Consider the following 14,621-nt stretch of genomic DNA (forward strand, 5'->3'; position numbering starts at 1 on the left):
GAAGTTCGTCAGCCAGTTGATGCCGCCCTCGGCACCAATGTACAGACCCGGCTGCGGCGACTGCGCCTGCGCCGCAACAGGCAGCGCGACGATGGCGGCGGCCGCCAGAAGAGCCTTCTTCATCAGATATCTCCTTTACTTACACAGCCCACCGCGAGGCGGCTGGGCAGAAATTCTTCGCGTTAGCGGGGAGAATGTACCTGAGCCTCCCCCGGGCACGCCACAAACTAAGGCTGGTTGCGCTCATTGTTGCCAGCACTGTGGCGCCTCAGCCACACTTTCACAGGCCCGCCGCCCCATCGATAGAGTTTCCCAAAAAGACTTTTTCAAAAATGGCTCTCCACGGGCCGGATGGCACAGTTTCTTAATCGGTCTCTTCACGCCATCTGATTGCAACATCCTCTCGGAAGACGCAGAATCGGCGCTCGGGGGTGGTCAGCGACGATGAGATTTGCTTCAGCAGTTCTGCTCGCCGTTGCCGGCTGGGCGGTCGGTGCAGCGGCGCAGCCGCGCGGGCCCGAGGGTTTCCGCGTCTGCAATCTGACCGCCGCAGAGATCGAAGTGGCCAAGGCGCTGGACACCGGCGCCAGCGACGGCACGGGTCGCATTGTCATTTCGGAGGGCTGGTACAGGCTGCCGCCCAACGCCTGTACGGTCCTCTGGAGCGGTCCGCTGCAGTACGATCATTACCTCGTCTACGCCCAGGACAAGGCTTCGGGGCGCGAATGGGGGGGAACGGTGCCCGCCTGCGTCACCCCTCAGGCGTTCACGATCCGGGCCGGCGCGTGCGGCCCGAGCCACCAGCGGCGCCTGTTCAGACAGGTTTCCGTCGGGCGCCAGAACGGCTGGACCCACAATTTCACGCCATGAAGGCCTTTCTCCTCGACCATATCGGTCTGTCGCACCCGCGTCGCTTCGAACGGACGATCGGCGTCCTGGTGGCCTGCATCCTCGGGCTCGTGGTCGGCGCGGTGGCGTTGCGGCTGGTCCTGAAGGACGAGTTCCACTTCAACTCGCCGCGCTTCTGGTACTTCACCTACCTCGCGGCACTGCTTCTTCTCGCCATCGTCTGCGTCCGGCTTCCCCGGCTGACCATGGTCCTGCTGTCGGTGGCGGCGCTGGAGATCGGCCTCGGGTTCGGCACGGCCCTGCTCTACAAGCTGCGGCTTTCCTCCTCGGAGACACTGTTCGCCCGCGACTATGTGCGGCCCCACTACGACTGGCACCCGCTTCTGCAGGTCCGCCAGGTCCCGACGGCAGTGGCCCGCAGCACCCGCGAGGTGGCCTACGTGAACGCGGAGCGGCGGCGCGGCCGCGAGCGCGATCCGCAGGAACTCAGGAGCAAGTCCGTCGTCGCCCTGATCGGCGGATCGACGACGCTCGACATCCTCTCGCGCGAAGGCGAGACCTGGGCCGAGCACCTCGAACGGCTGCTCGGCGCCGACCGCTACGCGGTGATCAACCACGGCGTGAGCGGCTATACGACCTCGGAGCACGTCATCCAGACCGCCTTCTATCAGGACAGTTTCGGCGTTCCGGCCAACTGCGCGGTCTACTATATCGGCTGGAACGACCTCCGGAATGCCCACGTCCGCGACCTCGACCCGGCCTATGCCACCAATCATCTGGTCGGCCAGATCGACGCCCTCGACGCCCGGCGTATCAACGGTCCCGCCCTCTCGGTCTCGCCGATCCTGTCCTTCCTGGGCAAGCTGGCCATCCTGGCCTTCGACACGGTTCGCCCACCGGCGCCGGTCCGCAGCGATGGCGGCAAAGGACCCGATCCGGCGCTGGAGAAGATCTACGCCCGCAATATCGCAACGATCTCCGCGATCAATCGCGGACGGGGCATTCGCACGGTCTGGATCGGCCAGGTCATGAACAAGGCCGGCCTCAAGGACGACCAGATGGAGGGATGGCTCCCGTTCGTCCGTGACACCGAGATTCCAGCCATGATCGACTGGCTGAACGGCATCCTCAAGCGAGAGGCCGAGCGGCTGGGCGACACATACATCGACGTCCCCGGCGATGCGCTGGCGCCGGAAGACTTCGGCGATGTCGGGCATTTCAAGGCGAGCGGCTCACGCAAGTTCGCCGAGGCGATCGCGCCCGCCGTCGGGCGCGCGTGTGCAAGCACACCTGCACCACGGTGAATTCGAGGACGGCCAGAGCGAAGAACCGTTGGACGTCAGCCAGACGTAATGGACCGCGGTCTAGTTTCCATGCCGTGCCGACACCCAACATCCTCCACCTGATCGCAGCCCTTGCCGCCGGTGCCACGATCTACCTGCTGCAGAGAGAGGCGCGCGGACGTTCGCTGAGCCCCGGCCAGCTCTTCGCCGGCCTTCCCTTTGCGCTCGTGACGGCGCTGCTGCTGCTCGCGATGCAGTCGCCCGCCGACCGGCAACCGGTTCTCTGGCTCGCAGGCCTGGCCGGCGGGACGGCGGCCGGGGTCATCCGTGGCCTTTTCCTGACACTGCAACTCGATCGAATGTACTCCCGCCTCCGCCTGCCCAACGGGCGCGACGGACTGTGGGCCGCGTGCGGGATGGCCGCTTTCCTCGTCGCGGCGTTCGCGGCCGCGCTCGCCGGACCGGCGATCCCGTTCGTGGAACCCGGCGCCACCGGCGCGGTCGCCGCCTGCGCGGGATATCTCGTCGGCCGCGCGGGCACCCTGTGGCGCCGCTCTCTCACCGCCCCTCATTCCACACTTCACTGACGTCACGGATCGTCGGGCTGCAACATGCCCGGGAACGAAGAGGCACCACGCCCGTTGAGGAGGTCCCTTTCCCAATGGAGTCCCCGCATGCGCACGCTTCTCCTCACCGCCACGATCGCCACCGCCGCCGCTCTCGCCACGCCCGTCATCGTGCTGGCTCAGGGAACCCCACAGACCGTCCAGCTGGTGAAGGTCGACGTCATGAAGGTCTCGACGGGGTATCGCGCCAGCAAGGTCATCGGCTCGAGCGTCGTGAACGAGGCCGGAGACACCGTCGGCAAGGTCGACGAGATCATCGTCGGACCGGACGGTAAGGCGCCCTTCGTCGTCCTCTCGGTCGGTGGTTTCCTCGGCGTGGGCGACAAGCTCGTTGCCCTGCCCTACGAGCAGATGCGGACCGATGGCAAGAAGATCGTCCTGCCCGGCGCCACCAAGGACTCCCTCAAGTCGCTGCCCGAGTTCAAGTACGCCTCCTGACGATGGGCGCTCTCACGGAAGAGTTCGCTCACCCGACCTTCCTCGCCTTTCCTGTGATTGCGGCGCGGCTCCTGTTTGCCGCGCTGCTCGGCGCGTTGATCGGCTTTGAGCGCGAATGGCGCGCCCGACCCGCCGGCCTGCGAACCCATATCCTGATCTGCGTGGCGGCAGCGACCTTCGGAATCCTCACGGTCGAGATCGCCCATTCCACCGCCTTCGTCGGACGCGAAACGGTGAGCGATCCGCTCCGCGCGGTGGAGGCGGTGACGGCCGGCGTGGCGTTTCTGGCCGCAGGGTCGATCCTGTTCACGCGCGGCGAGGTGCAGGGGCTCACCACGGGAGCGGGGATGTGGCTGGCAGGAGCCGTCGGTCTCTCCTGCGGCTTCGGCCTCTGGCAGATCGCCGGGCTCGGGACTTTCCTGATCCTGGTCGTGATGGGGCTGCTTCATTCCTTCGAGGTGAAACTCGGGATTGCCGCGGACAAGCGCGCTCATCAGCGCGAGCGCCGGGAGGCGCGGTCGTCCCACAAGGCAAAGGACGATACCGAAGACCGGTGCTAACCTACGCCGGCCATGCGGTCCGTCGTCTTCCGATCCCTGCTCTTTGCCGTCGCCTTCGGCGCCGGCCTTCCTGCGATGGCGCAGACGTCGAGGCCGGTTCCAGAACTCGGGACGGCGCCGATTCCGCGGCAGTTGCCCACCCTCCCGACGCCCGGCCAGCCGCCGGCGGCCAGCGACGAAGTGAAGGATCCCAAGACGGGCTGCGGCGTGGTGATGATGAACGCCGAACCCAATATCAGCATCAGCTGGTCGGGTGCGTGCGATTACGACCTTGCCCAGGGCAAGGGTGTCCTGCAGTGGTACAAGGGCGGCATTCCCACGGATCGTTATGAAGGCGAGATGAAGGACGGCCTCTACGAGGGCCAGGGCAAGCTCACCTACGCCAACAAGGCGCGCTACGAAGGCGAGTTCAAGGCCGGCGAGCGCGACGGCAAGGGCACCTACGTCTTTCCGAGCGGCGCGAAGCTGACCGCGGAGTTCCGCGAGGGCCGGCCGCAGGGCCACGGCATGTATGTCTGGCCCAACGGCAATCGCTACATCGGCGACTTCCGCGACAATCAGCGCACGGGCCGTGGCATCATCATGTTCACCGACGGCGGACGCTACGAGGGCGAATTCGTGAATGGCAAGATGCAGGGCCGTGGCCTGCGCGTCTGGGCGAACGGCTCGCGCTACGAAGGCGAATGGATGAACGATCAGGCCAACGGCTGGGGCACGAAATCAGGCGGTCCCGACGGGCAGGTCTTCAGCGGCATGTGGGTCAACGGCTGCTTCCGCGACAACCAGCGCTGGGCCACCGTCGGCGCAACCGCCGCGTCCTGTGGCTTCCAGTAGGACCGGAGGGCCCCTATGTCAGCCAGCCCCGAGCTGATGATGATCCAGTTCCTCGAATGGGTGGCCGCCCGGCCCCGCCGTCGCGAAGACGTGCTGGAGGCCTGGCAGAGCTCCTGCCCGCGCTTCCCCGTCTGGGAGGATGCCCGCGCCGATGGGCTGATCCGCCAGTATGGTGGCGAAGCGGGCGAGCACCGCGTCGAACTGACCGAACGCGGCAGGGCGATGCTCGGTCGCGGCTGACATCGACGTCGCGGACGCGCCCGACATCTCCCCACGTCCGGCGACTGCGCCTATAGTACCACCATGACGTTGCAACGTGCCGCACTGTGGGCCGTGGTTATCGCCGCGACGATCTTCCTGCTCGTCGCCGGGCGCGGTCTCCTGCTGCCGTTCGTGCTCGGCATCGTGCTCTGGTACATGGTCGATTCGCTGGCCGACACGCTCGCGCAGCCGCGGCTGGGCAGACTGCGGCTACCCCAGCCGCTCGCCCTGCTTCTCGCTGTCGTCGCCATCGGCGGGTTGTTCTGGATCGTCGGGCGAACGATCGGCCGCAACGTGCAGGCCGTCGTCGCCGCGGTGCCGACCTATGAAGCGAGGCTCACCCACCTGATCGAACAAGGCACGCGCATGGCCGGCATCGAACAGGCGCCGACCCTTTCCGAGCTGGTGGCGCGCATCAGCCTGGCCGACACGCTGGGCAGCGTCGCGACCGCCGCCGCCTCGGTGGTGAGCGTCGCCGGTCTCATCCTGATCTACACGCTCTTTCTCTTCGTCGAGCAGGTCCACTTCCGGAGCAAGCTCGCCGCCATCTTCCACGGCGACGGTCAGGAAGCTCGCGTGCGCGCCGTCCTGGCCCGCATCGACCGTGAAATCCGCCTCTACATCCGCATCAAGACCACACTGGCGACGGTCACCTCCGCGCTCGCCTACGTCGTCATGTCCTCGGTCGGGGTCGACTTCGCAGGCTTCTGGGCGGTGATGGTGTTCTTCTTCTATTACATCCCGACCGTCGGCTCGATCCTCGCCATCGTCGCGCCGGCGCTCCTCACGCTGATCCAGTTCGACAACCTCACGCCCTTCCTGATCGTGCTGCTGGTGTTCGGCTCCATCCAGGTGATCACGGCCAACGTCATCGAGCCCGCGATCATGGGACGCTCGCTCAACCTCTCGCCGCTGGTGGTGATCGTGTCCCTGATCGTCTGGGGCACGATCTGGGGCGTGGTCGGCATGTTCCTGTGCGTGCCCATCATGGTGGTGGCCCTGATCGTCCTTGCACAGTTCGAGGCGACCCGGCCGGTCGCCGTGCTGCTGTCCGCTGACGGCCGCATCCCGGAGTCGACGCCATGAAACGAACGGTTCTGCTCCTCGTCCTCCTGATGGCTGCGGGCACTGCCTCCGCCCAGGTGCCTTCGCCCAGCCAGCCGCCCACGCCGCCGCCGATGCCCACGCCGCGGGGCGAGGTCCTGTACTCGTGCCCTGGAGGCATTGATTTCGCATCGACCTTTTCCAACGATGGTGAACTCGCCACCCTGCGCATGCCGGGCCAGCCCGACATCGAATTGTCGCGTGCACCGTCGGGCTCGGGCTTCGCTTATTCCGATTCCTACTACGAGTTGCGTGGCCGCGGCCGCGAGGCGACGCTGACCGCCGCCGGACGCTCCATGCGCTGTCACGCCGCCGGCCGCCCCGGCGAGCCGCCCCGCACCTATGCCGGCGGCACTCTCACGGTGACGCTGTTCCCCGACGGCACGTTCCGACTGCGCGACAGGCGCGAGGGAGCGGCCGAGCCGGTGCTCGACGTCGGCCAGTGGGCACAGGAGGTGGAGGGCGGTGTCCGGATGGTCTTAAGGGGAATCGACAACAGCCGCCGCGCCTTCCGCGAACTAAGCGTCGACAAACTGGTTGCCGACGACGGTACCGAACTCCGGCGTACCGAGAAGACCGATCCGATCGACGGCAAGTTCCGGCTGGCCGGCATGTATCGCGACGCCCAGGATGGTGGCCTCTTCACCGCCTGTCTGGTCGGACGCACCTACGGTGTGGCGCCCGGCGGCGCGGAGCCGGAACTCGAAAAGGCCTGGGTCGAAGCCACCCCTTCGCGCGAGGCGAGCCTCTATGTCGAGATCATCGGTGGGTTCGACAACAACAACTCGATCACGGTGGATCGCTTCCTCACGCTGAAGCGCGACGGTGCCTGCCCTGCCCTGGTCTTCCGTGGATCGGCGCTGCGCGACACCGAATGGCGCCTGGTCGAACTCGATGGCACCCGGCCGACCTTCACTGAATGGCGGCGCCGACCGCTCATGCGTCTCGACGATGCCGGCCGGTTTACCGCCTCCACGGGTTGCAACACCCTGGCCGGCGACTTCGTCCTCGATCCCGATGGGCTGCGGTTCGTCCCCGGGCCGATGACACTGATGGCGTGCCCGCCGACGGAGGCCGAGATCGAGAAGAGCTTCGTCGAGGCGCTGACGGCTGTGAGGACGGCACAGATCTCCGGCACGACGCTCGACCTCATCGACGCAACCGGCAAACGGCGCATGCGCCTTGAGGCGCGTGGGCGCTAGGGCGCCGGGACGGCCGTGGGATCGGCCCGCAGCGTCAGGCTCTTGTCGTCGATGGTGATCCGCAGGAACGGAATCTCCGGAAGTGCCGCGCTCCCCTGGGCCTGGCCGTCGAACTCACGATCGACGTCTCCGAACAGGCGGAGATAGAGCTTCCACTCGATCATCGTCGGATCGATCGGAACGCTCACGGCTTCGTTCCAGTCGAGCGCCCGGATGCCGCTCTTCACGACACCGTCGACCGGGCGGTCGCGTACCAGCGTCGCCTCGAAACGGCCGATCGTGGCGCTGCGCGCGGCCTTGGTCACGGGCTTGGCCACCACGGAGATGCAGATCTGTCCGGGCGCATCCTCGCGCACGAAGTCGACGCCGCCGCCGTTCATCGTCTCGTCGGGAATGTCGTCGAGCCAGCCCAGCCGCTCGACGATAACGACCCGTCGGCGGTCCATGTCGAAACGCCAGCCGGGCGGCGGATCGAAGCAGCGCCTGACCGTGCGGGTCTCGCCGACCGGTGCCCGCGCCAGGATCTCGGGCGACACCAGCGTGTTGGATTCAGACGTCATGCTCCTCACCTTCTGGTCGAAGGCGAAAGAGCCCGGTTTCTCCGGCAGCGAAAGAAAGAGGAGCTGGAATACCTGCGTGTGGCTGGCATGACGCACGAAGAGCGACCCCGCCGCCAGTTTGGCGCGCGCGATGTCGGTCGGGAATGCGCTCCGCGGCAGCCTGAAGCGCAGGCGCTCGGGCAGCACCTCCGCCTCCCCGCGCCACGGCCCCATCGTCAGGACGGGCGGTGCGGGGCCGGCCGTCAGGCGCAGGCCCACGATGTCGATCTCGACGACGGGGTCTTCGGCGACAGGTACGGCGAAGCTCGGCGCGAACCGGGGCACCATGCCGCCGGGGGAGTCTCCGCCGACGGGGCCGGCGGCGGCGCCGTCGCGCGCGGCTCCGTCCGTCGGCACGGCCGCTCCAGCCTCGGACAACAGCGTGAGTTCGCCGGTCATCCGCCGCGGCGTGAGGATATGCGGCGTGTACGAGAGGATGACCGGTGCCTGGTCATGCGAGGCGAGCCGTTCGAGATCGGCCGGGATGCCAACGGCGGCCTGGTTGACCGCCATCGCGCGGCCCGGCGCGCCCGGGCGGTCGAGCGCCGCCCGCAAAGCCGCATTGACCGCTTCCAGCCTGTCGAACATCTCGCGGCGGCGGGGCGGCAGCCCGTCGTAGGGCTGTTCCCGCTCGGGCTCGTACCGGGCGGCCAGCGCATCGAACAGGAGGCTGGCGGCGCGAAGGGACGCGAGCAGTTCGATCCGCGCCATGCCGTCGGCGCGGGCCTGCAACTCGGCCCGCTCGGCACGCAGGTTCACGAGTTTCTCGGCGATCGTCGGTCCGACGGGGACGCCGCGCGTCTCATGCAACAAGCCGAACGCCAGCGCTCCGCACGCGACCAGCAGGACCGCGACGAGCGCCAGCGTGCGGCCCCAGTAGGATTCGGAGGCGGTCGAACCAGCCGTCATGCGGCGCGTTCTAGCACGACCGCCGGCCGGAAAACCGGCGGCGGATTGTCTGGATCAGTACGAGAAGAGCACCGGCAGCGGCGACGACAGGATGAGGTCGCGCGTGACGCCGCCGAAGATCATCTGACGCAGCCGGCTCTGGGTGTAGGCGCCCTTCACGATGAGGTCGGCGCCCAGCGCCTGCGCGCGATCGATGATCGTCTGCCCCGCGGTCTTGCTGCCCGGCTTCACATGCTGGCCGGTCACGTTCAAACCATGACTCTTGAGCGATTCCGCGATCTCCGCCGAGGTCGGGCCCGGCACCATGGCTCCCTCGACGCTCAGCACCTCGATGGTCTCGGCCCCGCTGAGAACGGGCATGGCGAGCGAGATGGCGCGCGCACTTTCCGTCGAGCCGTTCCAGGCGAACAGGATCCGCTTGCCGACCATGCCCGTGAAGCCGGGTGGCACGACGAGGACCGGGCGGCCGGAGTCGAACAAGGCGGTCTCGAAAACGCTTTCCGGCATCTTGGGCAGAGCGCCCGGCTGCGGCAGCACGATCAGATCGTAGGCGCGTCCGATGGTTCCGATCGCGGTGGGGCCGCTGTCGTCGGCGGAACGCCATTCGGAGACGAGGCCGGCCGCGCGCTGATCGAAGGCCTGCTTCACCGCAGCGACCCTCTGACGCTCCTCGGCGTCCTCGGCCAGGCCGCCGCCGATCGGGGCACCCATGCCGGCATCGGCCCACGCCATGCTCATGACACCATAGGAAGGCGGCTCGAGCCCGATCAGGCGCGCCCCGAAGGTGCGCGCGATTTTGGCCGCCAGATCGAATGCCGACGGATCTTCCGCCGTCCAGGCCATGGTCAGAATGGACTTCATGACGCGCCCTCCTCTTCGTCCGACGATACCACGAGGATCGGGCCCGCGCGCGCCGGGATGTACTTGATACAATTCTCACATTGAATGGGTGTTTCAGTCCAATACGTTGAACGGGTTTGTTGATGCCGCGATCGAAGGCGGGCCGGCGAACGGCCCCCAAGCATTTCCTGCCCTGGAGTTATGCATGCTGTCGTTTTTTCGCCGCCTGCTGACGGACGACAAGGCCGCTACCGCGATCGAATACACTCTTATCGCATCGCTGATCGCCATTGCGGCGGTCACGGCCATCAGCACCGTCGGCGGCAGAACCCTCTAGCGCACCGAACCGGTGTCGGCGCGCATCGCACGCCGACGGGCCGCCACCGCGGCGATCAGACGATCTGGCCGGCCGAGGGAACGATCCACGCGAAGCGGTCCGACAGCGCGGCCAGCGTGATCCGGTTGATCTCATCCGCGCCGATCGTGCCCCCGCCCGTCGCATCGGGCAGGTCGCGCGTCGCCACCGTATCGGCCGCGATCGTGCACATGTACCCATGATCCGTCGCTGCGCGGACGGTCGCCGAAACGCACATGTGGGTCATGAAGCCGCCGACGATCAGGTTCTTGCGGCCGATCGCGGCAAGCCTGGTGGCGAGGTCCGTGCCCGCGAACGAATTGGGCAGGCCCTTGTCGATGATCGTCTCGCCCTCGCGGGGCGTCAGTTCCTTGACGATTTCGTAGCCTGTCGAACTCGGATTGAACGCCTTGCCCTTGGACTGGTGACGCACATGGACGACCGGCGCCCCCACCTTGCGGGCCTTCTCGAGCAGGACCGCGAGAGCGTTCACGGCCGGTTGCACGCCCGTGAGTGGCAGCATGCCATCGGTGTATTCGCGTTGTGCATCGATGATCAGCAGGATCCCGTCGGCCATGGTGGCCGGCGTCGGTTGCGCGCCGGCCATCTGCAGCATGGTCATCGCCATATTCATTCCTTCGACAAAAATACGGTTGTACAAGCCTCGAGCATATCAACGCCGAAGGCAGCCCGATTTGCAATACCTTCGAGGGGGGAGTCTGGAAGCCCCCTGGAGGCGACACCGATTCACCGGCGTCGCAATGTCCATTACCGGACGGTCTCGACTACGGTAGGGATGAAACCATGAAGACGATCATCATCGGCGGCGGCATCATGGGCCTGGCGACGGCGTGGGGACTCGCGCGCCAGGGACACGACGTCGAGTTGTTCGAACAGGGGCCTCTTCCCAACCCGCTCGCCTCGTCGATGGACGAGCACCGGCTGATCCGCCACCCCTATGGAACGCATGCGGGCTACGCGCGCATGATCGACGAAGCCTATGCGGCCTGGGATCTGCTATGGAACGACCTCGGCCAGACCCTGCATGAACCGACCGGGACGCTGGCGCTGTCGGGCAACGGCGCCGACTGGGCGCAGAATTCCGCAGCCACCCTCGCTTCGATCGGCAGGCCGATGACCGAACTGTCGATGGAAGAGCTGCCTCGTCGCTTTCCCCTGCTCGACACCAAGGGGCTGGAGCGTGCCTTCTGGATCGAGACGGGCGGCGTTCTGCTGGCGCAGGACATCGTGTCGGCACTCGCGTCGCATCTGAGTGCCCAACCGCGCGTGAAGCTGCATGCCGGCGTGCCCATCCGGTCAGTGGACCTCGAGCATGGGCGCGTCGCCACCGACCTCGGCACAACGCACGCCGCCGACGTCGTCGTGGTGGCCGCCGGCGCCTGGGCCTCGCGCCTCGTACCCGACCTGGCCGGACGTGTCGTGCCCTCCCGGCAAGTCGTGATCTATTTCGATCTGCCGGAGGACCAGCGCCTGCCCTGGGCAAAGGGACCGATGATCATCGAGAAGACAGGCGATGTCGGTCTGTATCTCGTCCCTCCCGTGCGCGGACGCGGCATGAAGGTCGGCGACCACGAGTTCAGCCGCACCGGCGATCCGACGGCAGCGCGTGACGCGGCACCGGATGAGATGCGTGCCCTGCTCGACCGCTGCGGCAGCCTGCTGCGGGGCTTCGATCGCTGGAAGATCCGCAACCTGAAGGTCTGCTTCTACAGCGTGACCGACGACGAGCGTTTCGTCGTCGAGAAGCAGGGCGGCAAGGGCTGGGTGATATCGCCCTGCTCCGGCCACGGCTTCAAGTTCGGCGCGGTGATGGGCCTCGAACTGGCCCGGACGATCGCCGAGGGTCGCGACGCCGCGGCGCATGCGCGCTGGGCGGCCGGTCTGGCCGGCGATGGGCCGACCTGACAAAATGCAGTGAATTCCGGGAGAGAAACCGACATGGCATCCGCCAAACGCAGCGCTAAGTCGAAGACCGCATCGAAGAAGGAGACCGGCCTGCGCCAGGGCCTCGCCACCTACGGCGACGCCGGCTTCTCGCTGTTCCTGCGCAAGGCCTTCATCAAGGCCGGCGGCTATTCCGACGATGCGCTCGACCGGCCGATCGTGGGCATCACCAACACCTTCTCCGACTACAATCCCTGTCACGGCAACGTGCCGGACCTGATCGAGGCGGTGAAGCGCGGCGTCATGCTGGCCGGCGCGCTGCCCATGGTCTTCCCGACCGTGTCGATCCACGAGAGCTTCTCCCATCCGACCAGCATGTTCCTGCGCAACCTCATGTCGATGGACACCGAGGAGATGATCCGCGCGCAGCCGATGGATTCGGTCGTGCTGATCGGCGGCTGCGACAAGACGCTGCCGGCCCAGCTGATGGCCGCCGCGAGCGCGGACCGCCCTGCCGTCGTGCTGCCGGTGGGACCGATGCTGGTCGGCCATTTCAAGGGCGAGGTGCTGGGCGCCTGCACCGATTGCCGTCGCCTGTGGGGCCAGTATCGCGCCGGCACCTTCTCCGAATCCGACATCGAGCAGGTGAGCGAGCGTCTGGCGCCGACCAAGGGCACCTGCATGGTGATGGGCACCGCCAGCACCATGGGCTGCATCGTCGAGACGCTGGGCATGGGCCTCCCCACGAGCGGCTCGATTCCCGCGACGCACTCGGACCGGCTGCGCATCGCCGAGCAGACCGGCCGGCTCGCGGCCGAAATGGCCGTGAAGCAGGGTCCCAGGCCCAGCGAGATCATGACAAAGGCGGCCTTCCGCAACGCGCTCACCGTGCTGCAGGCGATCGGCGGCTCGACCAACGCGCTGGTGCATCTCACCGCAGTGGCGCGGCGCCTCGGCATCGAGATCGAACTGGAGGAGTTCGACGAGATCGGCCGCAACGTGCCGGTGCTGGTCGACCTCAAGCCATCGGGCGACCACTACATGGAGCACTTCCATTGGGCCGGCGGCAATTCGCGCCTGATGAAGGAGATCCGCAAGAACCTCGACGAGAAGTGCCGGACGGTCGCCGGCAAGACGCTCAAGCAGGTGATCGATGCGGCCGAAATGGTGCCGGGTCAGACCGTGATCCGCACGCCGGCCAATCCGATCAAGCCGACCGGCGGCATGGCCGTGCTGCGCGGCAACCTCGCGCCGCGCGGCGCCGTCATCAAGCACGCCGCCGCCTCGCCGTCATTGATGACCCACACTGGCCGCGCCGTGGTGTTCGAATCGCTGGAGGATCTCGCCGCGCGCGGCGACGATCCCAACCTGGATGTGAAAGCCGACGACATCCTCGTGCTGCGCAATGCCGGTCCGAAGGGCGCGCCGGGCATGCCCGAGGCGGGCTCCTTCCCCATCCCCATGAAGCTCGCGCGTGCCGGCGTGAAGGACATGATCCGCATCTCCGACGCGCGCATGAGCGGCACGGCGTTCGGCACCATCGTGCTGCATGTCGCGCCCGAGGCCGCCGTCGGCGGGCCGCTCGCGCTGGTGAAGACGGGCGACCGGATCACGCTCGATGTCCCGAAGCGCAAGCTGGAACTGCACGTCGACGCGAAGACCCTGGCGGCCCGCCGGAAGATCTGGAAGGCGCCGCCCGCGCATCCTGGCAGTGGCCGCGGCTACACCGGCCTGTTCTTCAAGACCGTGCTGCAGGCCGACGAAGGTGTCGACTTCGACTTTCTCGGACCGGAAAAGTGACCGACGCCAGGCTTCCGTCGATCTCGGTCGTCGTCACGTGCTTCAACTGCCGTGACTACATCGCCGACGCCGTGCGCTCCGTCGCGCACCAGACGCTGCGCGACTTCGAATGCGTGATCGTCGACGACGCTTCGACCGACGATTCGGCTACGGTCGTGCAGCACACGCTGGACGAACTGGCGGACCCGCGTTTCCGGCTGGTCCGTCTCGACAAGAACGTCGGACAGACCGGCGCCACGCGGCGCGGCCTCGCGGAAACGAATGCGACGTTCGTCTGCTTCCTCGATTCCGACGACCTGTGGAATCCGGATTTTCTCGAGCGCCATCTCGCCGCACATCTGAATGAGAGCTACGCGGTGGGTTTCACGGCCTGCAACGCGCGGGTGATCGACGGACAGGGCAAGTTGATCGCCGGTGGCTTCTACTGGTTCGGCCAGGATCGCGCCCGCGCCGATCGCGACAAGTCGTTCGTTCCGATCGATGCCACCCGGGTGCCAACGCTGGACACCACGCAAGGCACAGCCAGATGGCAAGGCAGCACGCCTTACAGGCTGTACACCAAGCGCGTGGTCCATTGGGTCTGGGTCAGCACCTCCTCGATGATGTTCAGGCGGTCCCTGATCAATCTCGTCTTCCCAGCCGACGACGAGGTGTTCCGGCTCCACATGGACTTCTACGTCGTCGTCATGGCGCAGATGGTGGCGGGATCGCTGCTGATCGACGAGGCGCTCTATTCCTATCGCCTTCACGGCCGCAACGGCGCCGCCGACAATCCCGTGCTGGGTGGACGACTGCATCTTTCGAGTCGGAACTGGGGTAGCACCTATTCGACGATGCTAGATCGCATGCTCGATGCAATGTTGCGCGATGAGGAGCGTTTCACAACGGCGCTCGGCGATCGGCAGTATCGACGGATGGTGTTGCGAATGCGAGCCGCGCGCGCAGGTCCCATCGTCGGATTGGCGCATACCATCCGGAGTTGGTTGATCTAGAAAAAATCCTGCCTCATTCTGCATCGAAGAGATGCCCGCAGGCTGCGGGACTCGGGGGAGAATC

Annotated in this window: 16 protein-coding genes; 13 read left to right on the forward strand and 3 right to left on the reverse strand. The window is 66.8% G+C overall.

What is annotated here, in order from left to right:
- Positions 1-444: 444 nt before the first annotated feature.
- The 9 genes from LJ725_RS05850 to LJ725_RS05890 all read left to right on the forward strand — a co-directional run bounded on the left by LJ725_RS05850 (position 445) and on the right by LJ725_RS05890 (position 7,157).
- Positions 445-870 carry a DUF1036 domain-containing protein gene (locus LJ725_RS05850; protein ID WP_230549706.1) on the forward strand — a complete coding sequence of 142 codons (426 nt, stop codon included), beginning with the start codon at positions 445-447 and terminating at the stop codon, positions 868-870.
- Positions 867-2,153: an SGNH/GDSL hydrolase family protein gene (locus LJ725_RS05855; protein ID WP_230549707.1), complete on the forward strand. Its 1,287-nt coding sequence runs from the start codon at positions 867-869 to the stop codon at positions 2,151-2,153. Before LJ725_RS05850 ends, LJ725_RS05855 begins: the two co-directional genes overlap by 4 nt.
- Positions 2,154-2,227: 74 nt before the next feature.
- Positions 2,228-2,719: a hypothetical protein gene (locus tag LJ725_RS05860; protein WP_230549708.1), complete on the forward strand. Its 492-nt coding sequence runs from the start codon at positions 2,228-2,230 to the stop codon at positions 2,717-2,719.
- 87 nt (positions 2,720-2,806) lie between these two features.
- A complete protein-coding gene (locus tag LJ725_RS05865) occupies positions 2,807-3,196 on the forward strand; it encodes a PRC-barrel domain-containing protein (protein WP_230549709.1) in 390 nt (129 codons plus the stop codon).
- 2 nt (positions 3,197-3,198) lie between these two features.
- On the forward strand, positions 3,199-3,756 hold the full coding sequence (locus tag LJ725_RS05870; RefSeq protein ID WP_230549710.1) for an MgtC/SapB family protein: 558 nt from the start codon (positions 3,199-3,201) through the stop codon (positions 3,754-3,756).
- A 132-nt stretch (positions 3,757-3,888) separates the two neighbouring features.
- Complete coding sequence (locus tag LJ725_RS05875) at positions 3,889-4,590, forward strand: MORN repeat-containing protein (protein WP_230549711.1); 702 nt, start codon at positions 3,889-3,891, stop codon at positions 4,588-4,590.
- Between the two features lie 15 nt (positions 4,591-4,605).
- A complete protein-coding gene (locus tag LJ725_RS05880) occupies positions 4,606-4,830 on the forward strand; it encodes a hypothetical protein (protein WP_230549712.1) in 225 nt (74 codons plus the stop codon).
- 63 nt (positions 4,831-4,893) lie between these two features.
- Complete coding sequence (locus LJ725_RS05885) at positions 4,894-5,937, forward strand: AI-2E family transporter (protein ID WP_230549713.1); 1,044 nt, start codon at positions 4,894-4,896, stop codon at positions 5,935-5,937.
- Positions 5,934-7,157, forward strand: coding sequence for an META domain-containing protein (locus LJ725_RS05890; protein ID WP_230549714.1), 1,224 nt, complete (start codon positions 5,934-5,936; stop codon positions 7,155-7,157). The genes LJ725_RS05885 and LJ725_RS05890 overlap by 4 nt, the downstream gene beginning before the upstream one ends.
- Here LJ725_RS05890 and LJ725_RS05895 read toward each other — a convergent pair.
- Both LJ725_RS05895 and LJ725_RS05900 read right to left on the reverse strand, forming a co-directional pair.
- Positions 7,154-8,665 (reverse strand): hypothetical protein, encoded by a 1,512-nt coding sequence (locus tag LJ725_RS05895; RefSeq protein ID WP_230549715.1) that lies wholly within the window; start codon positions 8,663-8,665, stop codon positions 7,154-7,156. The two genes, LJ725_RS05890 and LJ725_RS05895, sit on opposite strands and share 4 nt — an antisense overlap.
- Before the next feature lie 54 nt (positions 8,666-8,719).
- Complete coding sequence (locus tag LJ725_RS05900; RefSeq protein ID WP_230549716.1) at positions 8,720-9,526, reverse strand: universal stress protein; 807 nt, start codon at positions 9,524-9,526, stop codon at positions 8,720-8,722.
- A 184-nt stretch (positions 9,527-9,710) separates the two neighbouring features.
- Between LJ725_RS05900 and LJ725_RS05905 the strand changes: the two genes are divergently transcribed.
- Positions 9,711-9,842 carry a Flp family type IVb pilin gene (locus tag LJ725_RS05905; RefSeq protein ID WP_230549717.1) on the forward strand — a complete coding sequence of 44 codons (132 nt, stop codon included), beginning with the start codon at positions 9,711-9,713 and terminating at the stop codon, positions 9,840-9,842.
- Positions 9,843-9,897: 55 nt separating this feature from the next.
- On the opposite strand, the gene LJ725_RS05910 is transcribed toward LJ725_RS05905, so the two are convergent.
- Positions 9,898-10,488, reverse strand: a complete 591-nt coding sequence (locus tag LJ725_RS05910; protein WP_289295865.1) for a cysteine hydrolase family protein — start codon at positions 10,486-10,488, stop codon at positions 9,898-9,900.
- Between the two features lie 176 nt (positions 10,489-10,664).
- On the opposite strand from LJ725_RS05910, the gene LJ725_RS05915 reads away from it, so the two are divergent.
- From LJ725_RS05915 to LJ725_RS05925, 3 genes are read left to right on the forward strand one after another with little or no spacing between them, the layout of a single operon-like run.
- Positions 10,665-11,786 (forward strand): FAD-dependent oxidoreductase, encoded by a 1,122-nt coding sequence (locus LJ725_RS05915; RefSeq protein ID WP_230549719.1) that lies wholly within the window; start codon positions 10,665-10,667, stop codon positions 11,784-11,786.
- Between the two features lie 33 nt (positions 11,787-11,819).
- On the forward strand, positions 11,820-13,565 hold the full coding sequence (locus tag LJ725_RS05920; protein ID WP_230549720.1) for an IlvD/Edd family dehydratase: 1,746 nt from the start codon (positions 11,820-11,822) through the stop codon (positions 13,563-13,565).
- Positions 13,562-14,557, forward strand: a complete 996-nt coding sequence (locus tag LJ725_RS05925; RefSeq protein ID WP_230549721.1) for a glycosyltransferase family 2 protein — start codon at positions 13,562-13,564, stop codon at positions 14,555-14,557. Before LJ725_RS05920 ends, LJ725_RS05925 begins: the two co-directional genes overlap by 4 nt.
- Positions 14,558-14,621 lie beyond the last annotated feature (64 nt).

This window comes from Reyranella aquatilis, assembly GCF_020880995.1.
Lineage (GTDB): Bacteria > Pseudomonadota > Alphaproteobacteria > Reyranellales > Reyranellaceae > Reyranella > Reyranella aquatilis.

Excerpts from the sequence above, each read along its gene's own strand:
- LJ725_RS05870 (WP_230549710.1), top strand. The coding sequence starts at position 3,199 with ATGGGCGCTCTCACGGAAGAGTTCGCTCACCCGACCTTCCTCGCCTTT.
- LJ725_RS05910 (WP_289295865.1), bottom strand. The coding sequence starts at position 10,488 with ATGGCGATGACCATGCTGCAGATGGCCGGCGCGCAACCGACGCCGGCC.
- LJ725_RS05885 (WP_230549713.1), top strand. The coding sequence starts at position 4,894 with ATGACGTTGCAACGTGCCGCACTGTGGGCCGTGGTTATCGCCGCGACG.
- LJ725_RS05920 (WP_230549720.1), top strand. The coding sequence starts at position 11,820 with ATGGCATCCGCCAAACGCAGCGCTAAGTCGAAGACCGCATCGAAGAAG.
- LJ725_RS05865 (WP_230549709.1), top strand. The coding sequence starts at position 2,807 with ATGCGCACGCTTCTCCTCACCGCCACGATCGCCACCGCCGCCGCTCTC.
- LJ725_RS05880 (WP_230549712.1), top strand. The coding sequence starts at position 4,606 with ATGTCAGCCAGCCCCGAGCTGATGATGATCCAGTTCCTCGAATGGGTG.
- LJ725_RS05850 (WP_230549706.1), top strand. The coding sequence starts at position 445 with ATGAGATTTGCTTCAGCAGTTCTGCTCGCCGTTGCCGGCTGGGCGGTC.
- LJ725_RS05890 (WP_230549714.1), top strand. The coding sequence starts at position 5,934 with ATGAAACGAACGGTTCTGCTCCTCGTCCTCCTGATGGCTGCGGGCACT.
- LJ725_RS05905 (WP_230549717.1), top strand. The coding sequence starts at position 9,711 with ATGCTGTCGTTTTTTCGCCGCCTGCTGACGGACGACAAGGCCGCTACC.
- LJ725_RS05855 (WP_230549707.1), top strand. The coding sequence starts at position 867 with ATGAAGGCCTTTCTCCTCGACCATATCGGTCTGTCGCACCCGCGTCGC.
- LJ725_RS05895 (WP_230549715.1), bottom strand. The coding sequence starts at position 8,665 with ATGACGGCTGGTTCGACCGCCTCCGAATCCTACTGGGGCCGCACGCTG.
- LJ725_RS05915 (WP_230549719.1), top strand. The coding sequence starts at position 10,665 with ATGAAGACGATCATCATCGGCGGCGGCATCATGGGCCTGGCGACGGCG.
- LJ725_RS05900 (WP_230549716.1), bottom strand. The coding sequence starts at position 9,526 with ATGAAGTCCATTCTGACCATGGCCTGGACGGCGGAAGATCCGTCGGCA.